Raw genomic sequence first — 14,378 nt, forward strand, 5'->3', positions numbered from 1 at the left:
CGATCCAGCTCACACTTCTCTTCCCGCACCTGTTTTGTCCATCTTCATGACGAATTTCTCCCGTTCATCTCACTGATTTCCTGACAATACTTCCTGTTCACACTGGATGCGCAGGAATAAACCATGAAAGGTACAGCTCTCCCGTTTCGGGAAAAACTGGGATATGGCATGGGTGATGCCGGATGCAACATGATTGGCGGTGCCATCATGCTGTTCCTGAACTACTTCTATACCGATGTTTTCGGCCTTGCTCCGGCGCTGGTGGGAACCCTGCTGCTTTCGGTCAGGGTGCTGGATGCGGTTACCGATCCGATTATGGGCGCCATCGCCGATCGCACCCAGAGTCGCTGGGGCCGTTTTCGTCCCTGGCTGCTGTGGGTTTCCGTTCCCTATGTGGTCTTCAGCGTTCTGATGTTCACCACACCAGACTGGACCTATCACAACAAGGTCATCTGGGCGTTCGTCACCTACTTCCTGATGTCACTGACGTATACCGCGATTAATATTCCTTACTGCTCGCTGGGTGGCGTGATTACCAACGACCCTGGTGAACGCGTCTCCTGCCAGTCCTACCGTTTTGTCATGGTCGGTATCGCCACGCTGATACTTTCTCTGTCGCTGCTGCCGATGGCGGAGTGGTTTGGTGGGGAAGATAAAGCGCGCGGCTACCAGATGGCGATGGCGGTGCTGGCCACGATTGGTCTGGCGATGTTTCTGTTCTGCTTTGCCACAGTTCGTGAACGTATCCGCCCTGCTGTACCGAGCAATGATGACCTGAAAAAAGATCTGCGTGACGTCTGGAAGAATGACCAGTGGGTGCGCATTCTGCTGCTGACCTTCTGTAACGTCTGTCCTGGCTTCATCCGCATGGCAGCCACCATGTATTACGTCACCTGGGTCATGGGTCAGTCCACGCACTTCGCCACGCTGTTTATCAGCCTGGGCGTGATTGGCATGATGTTCGGCAGCACGCTGGCGAAACTGCTCACCGATCGCTGGTGCAAACTCAAAGTCTTCTTCTGGACTAATATCGCATTGGCGCTCTTCTCCTGCGGCTTTTACTGGATCGATCCTCACGCCACGGTGATGGTCGTAGTGGCTTACTTTGTGCTGAATATCCTGCATCAGATCCCTTCTCCGCTGCACTGGTCGCTGATGGCGGATGTGGATGACTACGGCGAGTGGAAAACCGGCAAGCGCATCACCGGCATCAGCTTCTCCGGCAACCTGTTCTTCCTCAAGGTGGGACTGGCAGTGGCCGGTGCAATGGTCGGCTTTCTGCTGTCGATCTATGGCTACAATGCGGGTGCTAAACAGCAGTCCCCTGAAGCGATTAACGGCATCATGCTGCTCTTCACCATCATTCCAGGCGTCGGCTATCTGATTACCGCCGGCGTGGTGCGGCTGATGAAGGTCGACCGCAAAATGATGATTACCATCCAGCAGGATCTCGCGCTGCGCCGCGAAAACTTCCACGAGTTACACGCTGTTCGCCTGCGCGACGGTGCTGCTACGCCAACCGGAGATGTTAAATGACTGCAATCCTGCCGAATCCTTTTATTGAGCAGCGCGCCGACCCCTTTATCCTTCGCCATGAACAGCACTACTACTTTGTGGCATCAGTACCGGAGTATGACCGGCTGGAGATCCGACGCGCCACAACGCTGGCTGGCCTGCGCAGCGCCGAGCCGGTCGTGGTCTGGCGCAAGCCTGATAGCGGCCCCTGTAGCGAGTTAATCTGGGCACCCGAATTGCACTACATTGACGGCCAGTGGGTTATCTATTTCGCAGCAGCGCCGACGCGGGAGATCAAAGAGGGACTGTTTCAGCACCGGATGTATGCGCTGGTGTGTGAGGCGGCAGATCCATTGCAGGGCGAATGGCAGCCCTGCCGCCGGGTTTTCAGCCAGCTCGACAGCTTCTCTCTGGATGCCACGCACTTCGTACATCAGGGCAAAAACTGGTATCTCTGGGCGCAAAAAGATCCCGTGATTCCCGGCAACTCTAATCTCTACCTGGCTGAGCTGCTGAATCCCTGGACGCTGAAAGGTACACCGGTGATGCTGAGTCGGCCAGAATATGAGTGGGAGTGCGCAGGGTTTAGCGTGAACGAAGGTCCGGCGGTGATTCGTCACAGCGATCGGCTGTTCGTGACCTACTCCGCCAGCGCTACCGATGAAAATTACTGTCTGGGGATACTGTCGATTGCCGCTGATGCCGATCCGCTTGATGTCACCGCCTGGCAAAAATCGGCACGCCCGGTCTTTGTATCCAGCTGGGACAACCATCAGTATGGGCCAGGCCACAACAGTTTTACCCAGGATGAGGCGGGACGCGACGTGCTGGTTTATCACGCGCGTAACTACACTGAAATTGAGGGCGATCCGTTGTGGGATCCGAACCGCCACACCCGACTGAAATATTTCAGCTGGCGGGAAGATGGCACGCCCGATTTTGGCGTGCCACCTGCCGATTACACCAGCGTGCCGTAAATCGTCAGCAACGCAACGGCAACCACCAGCACCAGTGAAGTGCGTTTCGCTAACGCCACGGCAACCCGTGGCGTTTCTACTTTATCGGTGTGCGGATCGCGTGACAGGGAGAACTGCGCCAGCGTCGTCAGCACCTGATACTGAGAACGGTGACGATCAGTCAGCGAAGCAAACCACGCAGGCAGCGCTTTTTCGCCGTGGCCGAGCAGCGCGTAAGCCACCCCCGCCAGCCGCACCGGGATCCAGTCGAGAAGATGCAGAATCGCATCCACGCCAGACTGCGAACGCGCCATCGGTGTACCATGTTTTGCCAGCCAGCCTTGCCAGGCTCGCAGAAACGCATAACCCACCAGCAGCACCGGACCCCACGGCCCTCCCACCACCAGCCAGAACATCGGCGCAAGATAGAAGCGGAAGTTTATCCAGATCAGTGCATTCTGCAGTTCACGCAGGAACTCGCGTTCGCTGCATTCTACCGGCACGCCATGAATCAGCGTCAACTCAGCCGCCATCGCCTGATGCGCCGCGTCGTCGTCATGACTGGCTGCTTTCAGATAGCTATGGTAGTGCTGACGCACCGAACCGGCACCGATGCAGAGCAAGCCGGCGACGATCCAGAACAGGAGTTGTAGTACACCAAACAGCAGGCCTTTCAGACTCCATACCACCAGCGCGGTCAGCGCCATCGCCAGCACGGTCATCAGCAGAGTACGCATCATGGAGAAATGTCGGCGATGCCGAAAAATCGGCTCCAGCCGGTGTTCGATCTGCCAGTGCTCGCCCAGTTTAAACAGGCGCTCCCAGCCTAAAACCAACAACAAGGTAAACAACGTCATACTGACTCCGCAAAAATCAGGATTTTTGCTGCGTTAACAGCTGTTTGTAGTAGTCCCAGTCAAAAGCAGGTCCGGGATCGGTCTTTCGTACCGGCGCGATGTCACTGTGCCCCGTGATACGTGAAGGCGTTAACGGGTAATGCTGCAGCAGCAACAGGGTTACCTGCTGCAGGGCCCGATATTGCGCTTCGCTATAGGGCTCACTGTCTGTTCCTTCCAGCTCAATCCCTATAGAGAAGTCGTTGCAGTTTTCACGTCCTTCAAACTGCGAAATGCCTGCATGCCAGGCACGTTTATGAAAAGGGACATACTGCACGATCTCCCCGTCACGACGAATCAGGCAGTGTGCCGCGACTTTCAGCGCGGCGATATCCGCAAAATAGGGATGAGCATCCGGCGGAAGTGTGCCGGTGAACAGCTTGTCGATCCACGGCCCGCCAAATTCGCCGGGTGGCAGGCTGATATTGTGAATCACCAGCAGTGAAGGCGCTTCATTGTCTGGCCGTTCATTGCAATGCGTTGACGGCACGTGACGCGCTCCGGTCAGCCAGCCCTGTTCGATTTTCATACCCATTTTCCTTGTTTCAGCTGGCTGAGAATAGCATGAATAATAAAGGATTCTTGCCTCTTAGTGTGCCGGTTGGGTCACATGACAACGCTGCGTGTTAAGGATACTAAACAAAATACGATTCGTTGCTGGAACCTGATGGCGGTTCAGGCTATTGTGTCACCCTCTGTCATTTCTCGTTCTGGAGTAAAACACCTATGTCATCTCGTGGTTATGATCCTGACAGCCGCCGTCAGGCACTCATCAAACGCATTGAAAGTGACATCCCGGATGCGGTTGCACTGGCGTTAAAAGAGGATCTTGGTGGAGAGATCGACGCTGACCGGGATATTACTGCCCAGTTGTTACCTGCCGATATCCAGGCTCATGCGCAGGTCATTACCCGTGAAGCGGGTGTTTTCTGTGGTAAACGCTGGGTGGAAGAAGTCTTCATTCAACTCGGCTCGCACGCGACACTGAGCTGGCATGTCGAAGATGGTGATCAGATCGAGGCAGACCAGCTGCTGTTTGAAATCGAGGGTCCTGCCCGACTGCTGCTGACCGCAGAGCGTACCGCGCTTAATTTTGTGCAAACACTCTCGGGCGTTGCCACCGAAGTCAGCCGCTATGTCGCACTGCTGGCGGGAAGCCAGACACAGCTGCTGGACACGCGTAAAACCCTGCCCGGATTGCGGACCGCGCTTAAATATGCCGTGCTCTGTGGCGGTGGCAGCAATCATCGCCTGGGCCTCTCAGATGCCTACCTGATTAAAGAGAACCATATTATTGCCAGCGGCTCAATTGCGCAGGCAGTGGAAAGAGCGCAATGGCTGCAACCCGATGTGCCGGTTGAAGTTGAAGTGGAATCACTGGAAGAGTTGCGTCAGGCGCTGGAAGCCGAAGCCGATATTGTGATGCTGGATAACTTCAGCCTGGAAGAAATGCGTACCGCCGTCGAACTCAACCAGGGAAGGACGCTGCTGGAAGTCTCCGGTAACGTTACCGAAACAACCCTGCCGCAGATCGCTCTGACCGGCGTGGACTATGTCTCTGTTGGCGCACTGACCAAGCATGTGCGGGCGCTGGATCTCTCTATGCGTTTCAAACAAAAGTAGCCTGCGCCACCGTAACCCGACCCGACGATTTTGCGACCCCGCTTCCGGCGCAGTTTCGACTGCGCTGCAATCCTGAAATCTGTTCACACCACACTTTCCAGTTTTCCCCTCTCTGACTGTCTTTTACTGCTACTGATTTTTAACCTGTCGCCTTCTTAAACAGGAGACGATGTGATGAATCATCAACGTGGATTTACGCTGGTTGAATTGATGATTGTGGTCGGTATTGTGGCGATCTTAAGTGCCATCGGCTTGCCCGCTTATCAAAATTATCTGCAGCGCGCTGCCCTCACCGACATGTTGCAAACAATGGTGCCGTTTAAAACTGCGGTAGAGCTCTGCGCCATGGAGCGTGGTGGCCCAACCCAGTGTCATGCAGGAGAAGCGGGCATTCCGGCAGCCAGAGGATCGCGCTATGTCTCGGCACTGAGCGTGACCAACGGTGTGATTGCATTGACTGGCCAGGAAAGTCTCAATGGCCTGAGCGTTGAAATGCTGCCGGTCTGGGACAGCACGGATGGCGGCATCAGATGGCAACGCAGTTGCACCAGTAGCAACAATAGCCTGCGCGACAATTGTCAGGATCAGTTCCGCTTTGCGGATAAAGGGGCCAGCGATGAACAAGCCTGATGAAGCGATCGCGGCTTTATGTCAGCGCTATCGCGCCCTGGTGTTACACCATGATGCCAGTCAGCTGCGTGTGGCCGTCGCAGAAAGCGTGCCGCCCGGACTGTCTGAAGCGCTTCATTTTGCCAGCCAGTGTAAGATTGAGATCGAATGCTGGCCGCAGGCCCGGCTCGACCAGCTTCGGCATGCCGACACACCGCTGGTGGCGCGTGAAGAGGCGCCCGCAGAGTCAGCGATTGAGGCAACACAGCTGATCCTGCGTCAGGCGCTCGAACGCCGCGCCTCCGATGTGCATATCGAACCCTGCCGCGAGGGTTTACGCGTGCGACTGCGCATTGATGGCGTACTGCATCCGCTCTCTTCATTACCTGCCACTCAACCTGCATCGCTGCTGGCACGACTGAAGATTCTCGGCGGGCTGGATATCGCCGAACGACGGTTACCACAGGATGGTCAGTTCAGCATGGAGATCGCCGGTAAACCCGCCTCGTTTCGTCTGGCCACGTTGCCCATCTACGGCGGGGAGAAAGCCGTAGTCAGGCTATTGCAGAGTGAAAGCGCGGCGCTGTCACTGGATAAGCTCGGTTTACCCACTGCGCAGCTACGTCTGTTCTGCGCTGCGCTGGCCCAGCCGCAGGGATTGATTCTGGTGACGGGCCCCACCGGCAGCGGCAAGACATTCACGCTCTACAGCGGACTTAGCGCGCTGAATAAACCTGAAAAAAATCTCTGCAGCGTTGAGGATCCGATTGAGATCCCACTGCCGGGCATCAATCAGACGCAGATCCATGCTAAAAACGGGCTCGATTTTAACCGCGTGCTGCGGGCGCTGCTGAGACAGGATCCCGACGTCATCATGGTGGGCGAAATTCGCGATGCCGAAACGGCAGAGATTGCGGTTAAAGCAGCACAAACCGGACATCTGGTCCTTTCCACGCTGCACACTAACTCCACCGCCGAGACGCTGACCCGGCTTCGACAGATGGGAATTCCCGGTTATCTGCTTGGGTCAGCACTGAAATTGATCGTTGCTCAGCGTCTGGTCAGACGCCTTTGCCCTCACTGCCGTCAGCCTGCTCAGGCAGTGGCACACTATCCTCCGGAACTCTGGCCTGGCACCCTGCAAACCTGGCGTGCCCCAGGCTGCGACCACTGCTTTTCCGGCTATTTTGGCCGGCTGGCGCTGTTTGAACTACTGCCCATTAATGCCAGACTGCAAAATGCGATCGCCGCCGAGATGCCGCTGGAGAATCTGCTGAATCTGGCGAAACAGCAGGGATTGCGCACCCTGCTGGTTTCCGGTTTAGAAGCGGTAAGTCGGGGCGATACCTCCCTGGAGGAGATGCAACGGGTGATTGGGCTGGACGATGGCTAATGCCTCTTTATTCAGCTGGCAGGCGGTCGACAGTCAGGGTCAGTTACTCAGCGGTCAGCTACTGGCTATCGACAGTGACAATCTGCTGCTGATGCTGGCGCAGCGTGATCTTTTGCCGGTGAGCTGGAAGCGTGAAAAAGTCTGGCGTCCGAGGGACTGGAAGTGGCAGCACAAAACCGATCTCATTCGCCAGCTGGCCACCTTGCTCAAAGCGGGCCTGCCGCTGGCAGAGAGTCTGGTTTTGCTGGCGGAGGGGCAGCCGCATGCTGGCTGGCGGGCCCTGATGCTAGCTCTGCATCATCGGGTACTCAGCGGTGCGCCTTTTTCACAGGCTTTGCGTGAATGGCCGCAGATCTTTCCGGCACTCTATCCGTCCCTGATGGAGGTAGGTGAGCTCACCGGTCAGCTGGATGTCTGTTGCAGCGAACTGGCTCAGCAGCAGATCCGCCAGCAGCAGTTATGGCATCAGGTGGGTAAAGCGCTGCGCTATCCTCTTTTTATTCTGCTGGTGGCGATGGCTGTCACCTGCGGCATGCTGCTCTTCGTGCTGCCGGAGTTCGTTGCGGTTTATGACGCCTTTGATGCGCCCCTGCCCGCCTTTACCGCAGCGGTAATGCAGTTATCTGCCGCGCTTCAGGAATGGGGAGGTGTGCTGGCCCTGGGTGTCTCGCTGATGCTGACTGGATGGCATCAGCTGCGACGACGATCTGAGGGCTGGCAACGCCGTGAGCAGGCATTTTTCCTGCGCATCCCGCTGATTTCCGGATTGTGGCGCGGCACACAACTGACGCAGATCTATACCATTCTGCATCTCACACAGAGCGCCGGGTTAACGCTGTTACAGGGGCTATCCGCCGTTAAGGTAACACTCTCCTCATTGCTCTGGCGGGACGCGATAGCCGGACTGCAGCAACATATTGCTGAGGGAAGTCCTCTGCATCAGGCGCTGATGCAGCATCCGTTGTTCACGCCATTATGTGGTCAGCTGATTCGCGTCGGTGAGGAGGCGGGCGCCCTGGATTTGATGCTGGCACGTCTGGCTGAATGGCATGAGGCCGAAACGCGAGAGCGCGCTGACACACTGGCGGCTTCGCTGGAACCGATGATGATGATGGTGATTGGCGGCATTGTTGGCACACTGGTGATTGCCATGTATTTGCCGGTCTTCGGGCTGGGTGATGCGATGCATTAGGGGCGCACGCTGCGCCCCGGATGACTATCGGTTGAAAACCCGGTTTTCCTGCTCGTTAACCCGAATAAAGGTCGTGCGTTTGGTCAGCTCTTTCAGGCGCTCGGCCCCTACGTAAGTGCAGGCGGAACGCAGCCCACCCAGGATATCGCGTGCTGTCTCAGCCACCGGACCTCTTAAGGGCAGCTTGACCGTTTTGCCTTCTGCCGCACGGTACTGCGCAACACCACCAACGTGACGCTTCATCGCCGATTCGGAACTCATGCCATAAAAGAGCATGGATTTTTCGCCATTCTCTTCAACAACCTGCCCTTCACACTCATCATGTGCCGCCAGCATGCCACCCAGCATCACGAAGTCAGCACCGCCGCCAAAGGCTTTGGCGATATCCCCCGGCACTGAACAACCGCCATCACTGACAATCTGTCCGCTTAAACCATGCGCCGCATCAGCACACTCGATAACGGCAGAAAGCTGCGGATAACCTACACCGGTTTTTACCCGGGTTGTGCAGACCGAACCCGGGCCAATGCCCACTTTGACAATATCCGCACCGGAAAGAATCAACTCTTCCACCATTTCGCCCGTGACGACATTACCGGCACAGATTGTTTTAGAGGGGAAAGTTTCACGCGCGCGTTGCAGAAAATCGACAAAATGTTGTGAGTAACCGTTGGCCACGTCGATGCAGATAAACTGCAGATCGTCTGACAGCGCCATAATGGCGACCAGTTTACTGAGATCGGACTCTGAAGTGCCGGTGGAGACCATAACATTTTTAAGGCATGTCGCAGGCACGCGCTGAATGAACGCGAGCCAGTCATCAACGCTGTAATGTTTGTGGACTGCAGTAAGGATATTGAAGCTGGCGAGCGCCTCGGCCATCGAAAATGTGCCGACGGTATCCATATTGGCGGCGATGATGGGTACGCCGCTCCAGCTCAGGCCCGAATGTCTGAAGGTAAAGCTGCGTTCCAGCTCAACCTGTGAGCGACTTTGCAGCGTGGAGCGTTTGGGACGGATTAAGACATCTTTAAAGCCCAGTTTCAGATCTTCTTCAATACGCATAAATAGTGTCCTGGTAAGTGGCAACGAATCGTCGTTCGCGAAGTAAGCACAGCTCCAGTAGCGTTATGATACGCGCCTCTCGCTGTGCGACAAGACTGCGAATTTCACTTTATTTACGCTACAATCCGTTAAATTTAGTTGTGATTTATCGGTGTGATCTGACACCCATTTTTGCCTTTTTTAGTCAGATCATTACCCTGAACCCATGTCGTAAAAGAAGTCAGGTGAGAAACATGCCCTATATCGTCGCGCTTACAGGGGGGATCGGCAGTGGAAAGAGTACGATTGCCCAGGCATTCGCCGCGTCTGGCGTGGACATTATTGATGCTGACCTGATTGCCCGTGAAGTTGTTGAACCCGGCACGCCCGCTTTGCAGGCTATAAAGGGGCGCTATGGCGCGTCGATAGTGACGGAGCAGGGCATGCTTGATCGTAAACAGCTTCGCGACATTATTTTCCAGAAGCCGGAAGAGAAAAGCTGGTTAAACGCACTGCTTCATCCGCTGATAAACGCCCGGACGCGACAGCTGATCGCCCAGGCCACCTCACCTTATGTGCTCTGGGTAGTGCCATTACTGGTGGAAAATCAATTACAGCACCAGGCTGATCGGGTACTGGTGGTGGATGTTGATGAGGCAACGCAGTTAGCGCGGACTCAGCAGCGTGACCATCTTTCCGTCGAACAGGCGAAACGTATTCTTGCCGCACAGGCCACGCGCCAGCAACGCCTCGCCTGTGCCGATGACATTATTGATAACAGCGGCGAGCCCGACGACGCCCTGCCACAGGTTGCCGAACTCCATCAGCGCTATCTCAGGCTGGCGGCAACGAAACAGGATTAATACCATGAGTACACCCGTTCTGTTTGAACACCCACTGAATGAAAAAATGCGAACCTGGTTGCGGGTTGAATTTTTGATTAATCAGTTAGATGAAACCACGCCACTGGATAAAACCGTTAATGCGCTGACCTTTTTTCGCCTGATTGGCGAGTTGCTCGACATTTTCGAGCGCGGCGATATGCGGACTGAACTGTTGAAAGAGCTGGAGCGTCAGCAGCAAAAATTACGTGCCTGGGCTGATGTGCCGGGTGTCGACATGACGCTGGTGGATGCTCTGCACGATAAACTAAAAATTCAGTCAACGCAGTTGATGAATGCCCCGCGTATGGGGCAACAGCTCCGTGAAGATCGTCTGATTGCCCTGGTGCGCCAGCGACTCAGCATTCCCGGCGGATGCTGCAGCTTTGATTTGCCAGGCCTGCACATCTGGCTCCATCTGCCGCAGGAAACACGCGATGCGCAGGTCGAAGCCTGGATGCAGACGCTCGCGCCCCTGCATCATGCGCTGGCGATGGTACTGGATCTGATCCGCCAGTCCGGCGCATTCCATATGCAGACCAGTCTGAACGGTTTTTATCAGGATAATGCCGAGGGTGCCGATCTGCTGCGATTGCAGTTATCGCTGGACGATGCCCTCTATCCACAGGTGTCCGGACATAAAAGCCGCTACGCCATTCGTTTTATGCCATTTGATAGTGAGCGCGGTGAAGTTCCGGCCCGCCTTAACTTCCAGTTGGCCTGTTGTTAGAGGTAAACATGCAGCAAGAAGTCATGACCGTTTCCTGTCCGCAGTGCGGCAAAGATGTCATCTGGGATGAGCTCAGCCCGTGGCGCCCTTTTTGCAGTAAGCGCTGTCAGCTTATTGATTTAGGCGAGTGGGCCGCAGAAGAGAAACGCATTCCCAGCAGCGACGATATGAACGACAGTGACAACTGGAGTGAAGAAGAGCGCTGATAACAGGATGGGGCGCGCTGCCCCATCCACTCAGAGTTCGCCGGCGACCAGACGCGCAATCAGCTGATGATTCGCTGGCGGAAACTCCTCCGCGACCAGCGCATGCTGATCAACCCAGCGCTGCGGTTGCCCCTCTTTGCCCCACGGCTCCCCTTTCCACCCTTCAACCAGAAAGAAGTGCAGCGTTACGCGCAGATCGTCATAGCTGTGATCTGCATGACCAATCGGGCGAGCCTCGGTGACATCGATCCCGGTTTCTTCCTGGAGCTCCCTTATGAGTCCCTGTTCGGCGCTTTCGCCCGCTTCAATCTTACCGCCAGGAAACTCCCACTTATTTGCCATATAAGAGGTCGATGCGCGCTGGGCAAGGAAAATCTGTTTATTGGCATTGCGAATGATGCCAACTGCAACCTGCAGGTGCTTCATGAAGACTATCCGGTAGTAATGGTGAATGAAGGCTGATTTTAGAGCATGCCGTAACGGAAGTTAACCGCTTTAGCTCAGCATGGGCATAGTCATCGTAGTGGCAAAGGCCATAAAAAAAGGAGCCAGCGGCTCCTTTTTTATCAGCATTTAGCCTCAGGCGATACGGCCATGACACTGCTTATACTTTTTACCGGAACCACATGGGCAGGGATCGTTGCGGCCCACTTTGCGTTCTCCACTTTGCTCAGCCACAGGCTCAGCTGCCAGCAGATCTTCTTCCACATGGCTCAGCTGCTGTTGCTGTGCCAGACGTTCAGCTTCTTCGCGACGCTGTTGCTCCATCGCTTCAACTTCTTCTGGCATGCGCACCTGAACTTTGCTCAGCGTACTGATCACTTCATACTTCAGTGATTCAAGCATTGCGGCGAACATGGCAAAGGATTCACGCTTGTACTCCTGCTTTGGATCTTTCTGCGCATAGCCGCGCAGATGGATACCCTGGCGCAGATAGTCCATCGCTGCCAGATGCTCTTTCCACAGAGAGTCCAGCGTCTGCAGCATCACGCCTTTTTCGAAGTTGCGCATCATTTCCGCGCCCACGATCTCTTCTTTCTCTGCGTAGCTTTCCATGGCATGGGTCATGATGCGTTCACGCAGCACTTCTTCATGCAGATCGGGCTCTTTGTCCAGCCACTCTGCAATCGGCAGGTTAAGATCGAAGTCAGTGCGCAGACGCTCTTCCAGGCCAGGCACGTCCCACATTTCTTCCAGCGACTGTGGCGGAATGTAGGTATCGATAGTGGCTTTGTAGACATCGTGGCGAATACTGTTGATGGTTTCGCTCACATCAGACACATCCAGCAGCTCATTACGCTGACTGTAGATCGCACGACGCTGGTCGTTAGCCACATCATCATATTCCAGCAGCTGCTTACGGATATCGAAGTTACGGCTTTCGACTTTACGCTGCGCGTTGGCAATCGCTTTAGTCACCCACGGGTGCTCAATCGCTTCGCCTGGCTTCATGCCCAGTTTACGCATCATATTTGACACGCGGTCTGAGGCGAAAATACGCATCAGCGCATCTTCCATCGACAGGTAGAAGCGTGAAGAACCGGCGTCACCCTGACGACCTGCACGACCACGCAGCTGGTTATCGATACGACGCGATTCGTGACGCTCGGTACCCACGATGTGCAAACCACCTGACGCCAGCACCGCGTCATGACGAATCTGCCAGGCCGCTTTAATCTCTTCGATTTGCGCTTCGGTTGGCTCTTCCAGTTCGGCCACTTCAGCGTGCCAGCTACCGCCCAGCATAATGTCCGTACCACGTCCGGCCATGTTGGTCGCGATAGTGACCGCGCCCGGTTGACCGGCCTGTGCCACGATATCCGCTTCGCGGGCGTGGAATTTGGCGTTCAGGACGTTATGTTTGATACCGGCGCGGGTCAGTTCATTAGAGACCACTTCTGATTTTTCAATCGAGATCGTGCCCACCAGTACCGGCTGTCCATTGGCTGTACGCTCACGGATATCTTCGATAATCGCATCGATCTTCTCTTTCTCTGTCATGTAGACCAGGTCAGCCAGATCTTTACGCACCATCGGACGGTTAGTCGGCACGACAATGGTGTCGAGCTTGTAAATAGAGCTGAATTCGAACGCTTCGGTATCAGCAGTACCGGTCATACCGGCCAGCTTTTCGTAAATACGGAAGTAGTTCTGGAAGGTAATAGAGGCCAGCGTCTGGTTCTCGTTCTGGATCTCTACGCCTTCTTTCGCTTCAATCGCCTGATGCAGACCATCTGACCAGCGACGACCCTGCATGGTACGGCCGGTGTGTTCATCAACGATTACCACTTCGCCATCTTTCACGATGTAATCAACATCGCGGGTAAAGAGTGCATGCGCGCGCAGTGCCGCAGTGACGTGGTGCATCAGCATGATGTTGGTCGGCGAGTAAAGTGACTCGCCCGCCTCCATAATGCCCTGGCTGACCAGCAGCTCTTCCACTTTCACCAGACCGCGTTCAGACATATGAGCCTGACGCGCTTTCTCATCGACCCAGAAGTCGCCTTCACCCTGATGGGTTTCGGTATCTTCTTTATCCTGGCGAACCAGGTGAGGGATGATCTTGTTCACTTTGGTGTAGAGATCAGAACTGTCTTCTGCCGGACCGGAGATGATCAGCGGTGTACGCGCTTCATCGATCAGGATGGAGTCGACCTCATCCACCAGCGCATAGTGCAGTTTACGCTGTACGCGCTCTTCCGGGCTGAACGCCATGTTGTCACGCAGGTAGTCGAAGCCATACTCGTTGTTGGTGCCGTAGGTAATGTCTGCTGCATATGCTTCACGCTTCGCCACAGCCGGCAGGCCCGACATGTTGATACCAATCGTCAGACCCAGGAACTCAAACAGTGGTCGGTTGTTTTCCGCATCACGCTGTGCCAGATAGTCGTTGACGGTCACCACGTGAACACCTTTACCAGAGAGCGCATTCAGGTAGGCTGGCAGCGTTGCGGTCAGGGTTTTACCTTCACCGGTACGCATCTCAGCGATGCAGCGGTCGTTCAGCACCATGCCGCCGATCAGCTGCACATCAAAGTGACGCATACCGAACACACGTTTACTCGCTTCACGCACGGTCGCGAACGCTTCCGGGATCAGACTCTCCAGCGATTCACCTTTTTTCAGGCGCTCGCGGAACAGGTCGGTTTTAGCTTTCAGTTCATCGTCAGAGAGCTTCTCAAAATCAGGCTCCATCTTATTGATGACATCCACCACCTTGCGCATACGACGCAGCGTACGATCGTTACTGCTACCAAAAACCTTGGTTAATATTTTGCTAAACATAATAAATATATTCTCAATTCAGCCGGAATATTCCGGACTGCGAAATCT

Annotated in this window: 14 protein-coding genes; 9 read left to right on the forward strand and 5 right to left on the reverse strand. The window is 55.2% G+C overall.

Going from position 1 to position 14,378, the window contains the following annotated elements:
- The first annotated feature begins 123 nt into the window (after positions 1 to 123).
- Complete coding sequence (locus Q7C21_RS05305) at positions 124 to 1,536, forward strand: glycoside-pentoside-hexuronide (GPH):cation symporter (protein ID WP_003854714.1); 1,413 nt, start codon at positions 124 to 126, stop codon at positions 1,534 to 1,536.
- Positions 1,533 to 2,492, forward strand: a complete 960-nt coding sequence (locus tag Q7C21_RS05310) for a family 43 glycosylhydrolase (RefSeq protein ID WP_003854715.1) — start codon at positions 1,533 to 1,535, stop codon at positions 2,490 to 2,492. The genes Q7C21_RS05305 and Q7C21_RS05310 overlap by 4 nt, the downstream gene beginning before the upstream one ends.
- Here Q7C21_RS05310 and ampE read toward each other — a convergent pair.
- A complete protein-coding gene (gene ampE / locus Q7C21_RS05315) occupies positions 2,474 to 3,328 on the reverse strand; it encodes a beta-lactamase regulator AmpE (protein ID WP_008925587.1) in 855 nt (284 codons plus the stop codon). The two genes, Q7C21_RS05310 and ampE, sit on opposite strands and share 19 nt — an antisense overlap.
- A 16-nt stretch (positions 3,329 to 3,344) precedes the next feature.
- Positions 3,345 to 3,896, reverse strand: a complete 552-nt coding sequence (gene ampD, locus Q7C21_RS05320; RefSeq protein ID WP_008925586.1) for a 1,6-anhydro-N-acetylmuramyl-L-alanine amidase AmpD — start codon at positions 3,894 to 3,896, stop codon at positions 3,345 to 3,347.
- A 197-nt stretch (positions 3,897 to 4,093) separates the two neighbouring features.
- Here ampD and nadC point away from each other — a divergent pair, with 197 nt between their 5' ends.
- The 4 genes from nadC (at position 4,094) to hofC (ending at position 8,184) form a co-directional block, all read left to right on the forward strand.
- Positions 4,094 to 4,990, forward strand: coding sequence for a carboxylating nicotinate-nucleotide diphosphorylase (gene nadC, locus Q7C21_RS05325; RefSeq protein ID WP_008925585.1), 897 nt, complete (start codon positions 4,094 to 4,096; stop codon positions 4,988 to 4,990).
- A gap of 174 nt (positions 4,991 to 5,164) precedes the next feature.
- On the forward strand, positions 5,165 to 5,620 hold the full coding sequence (gene ppdD / locus Q7C21_RS05330) for a prepilin peptidase-dependent pilin (protein ID WP_003854719.1): 456 nt from the start codon (positions 5,165 to 5,167) through the stop codon (positions 5,618 to 5,620).
- Positions 5,607 to 6,992, forward strand: a complete 1,386-nt coding sequence (gene gspE, locus Q7C21_RS05335; RefSeq protein WP_008925584.1) for a type II secretion system protein GspE — start codon at positions 5,607 to 5,609, stop codon at positions 6,990 to 6,992. The genes ppdD and gspE overlap by 14 nt, the downstream gene beginning before the upstream one ends.
- Positions 6,985 to 8,184 (forward strand): protein transport protein HofC, encoded by a 1,200-nt coding sequence (gene hofC, locus Q7C21_RS05340; RefSeq protein ID WP_375150486.1) that lies wholly within the window; start codon positions 6,985 to 6,987, stop codon positions 8,182 to 8,184. The genes gspE and hofC overlap by 8 nt, the downstream gene beginning before the upstream one ends.
- A gap of 24 nt (positions 8,185 to 8,208) precedes the next feature.
- Here the strand turns inward: hofC and Q7C21_RS05345 are convergent, their stop codons facing one another.
- On the reverse strand, positions 8,209 to 9,249 hold the full coding sequence (locus tag Q7C21_RS05345) for a GMP reductase (protein ID WP_182629956.1): 1,041 nt from the start codon (positions 9,247 to 9,249) through the stop codon (positions 8,209 to 8,211).
- Between the two features lie 233 nt (positions 9,250 to 9,482).
- On the opposite strand from Q7C21_RS05345, the gene coaE reads away from it, so the two are divergent.
- Genes coaE through yacG form a run of 3 tightly spaced genes read left to right on the forward strand, consistent with a single transcriptional unit; the run spans position 9,483 to position 11,045 of the window.
- Positions 9,483 to 10,091, forward strand: coding sequence for a dephospho-CoA kinase (coaE, locus tag Q7C21_RS05350; RefSeq protein ID WP_110411653.1), 609 nt, complete (start codon positions 9,483 to 9,485; stop codon positions 10,089 to 10,091).
- 4 nt (positions 10,092 to 10,095) lie between these two features.
- Positions 10,096 to 10,839, forward strand: coding sequence for a cell division protein ZapD (gene zapD, locus Q7C21_RS05355; RefSeq protein WP_078804747.1), 744 nt, complete (start codon positions 10,096 to 10,098; stop codon positions 10,837 to 10,839).
- 8 nt (positions 10,840 to 10,847) lie between these two features.
- Positions 10,848 to 11,045 (forward strand): DNA gyrase inhibitor YacG, encoded by a 198-nt coding sequence (gene yacG, locus Q7C21_RS05360; RefSeq protein ID WP_003854728.1) that lies wholly within the window; start codon positions 10,848 to 10,850, stop codon positions 11,043 to 11,045.
- Between the two features lie 30 nt (positions 11,046 to 11,075).
- Here the strand turns inward: yacG and mutT are convergent, their stop codons facing one another.
- On the reverse strand, positions 11,076 to 11,471 hold the full coding sequence (mutT, locus tag Q7C21_RS05365; protein WP_003854730.1) for an 8-oxo-dGTP diphosphatase MutT: 396 nt from the start codon (positions 11,469 to 11,471) through the stop codon (positions 11,076 to 11,078).
- 153 nt (positions 11,472 to 11,624) lie between these two features.
- The gene (gene secA / locus Q7C21_RS05370; protein WP_003854731.1) at positions 11,625 to 14,330 is read right to left on the reverse strand and encodes a preprotein translocase subunit SecA; all 2,706 of its coding nucleotides are present in this window, start codon (positions 14,328 to 14,330) and stop codon (positions 11,625 to 11,627) included.
- Positions 14,331 to 14,378 lie beyond the last annotated feature (48 nt).

It is taken from the genome of Pantoea sp. ANP04, from assembly GCF_041982285.1.
Taxonomy (GTDB): Bacteria; Pseudomonadota; Gammaproteobacteria; order Enterobacterales; family Enterobacteriaceae; genus Pantoea; species Pantoea eucalypti.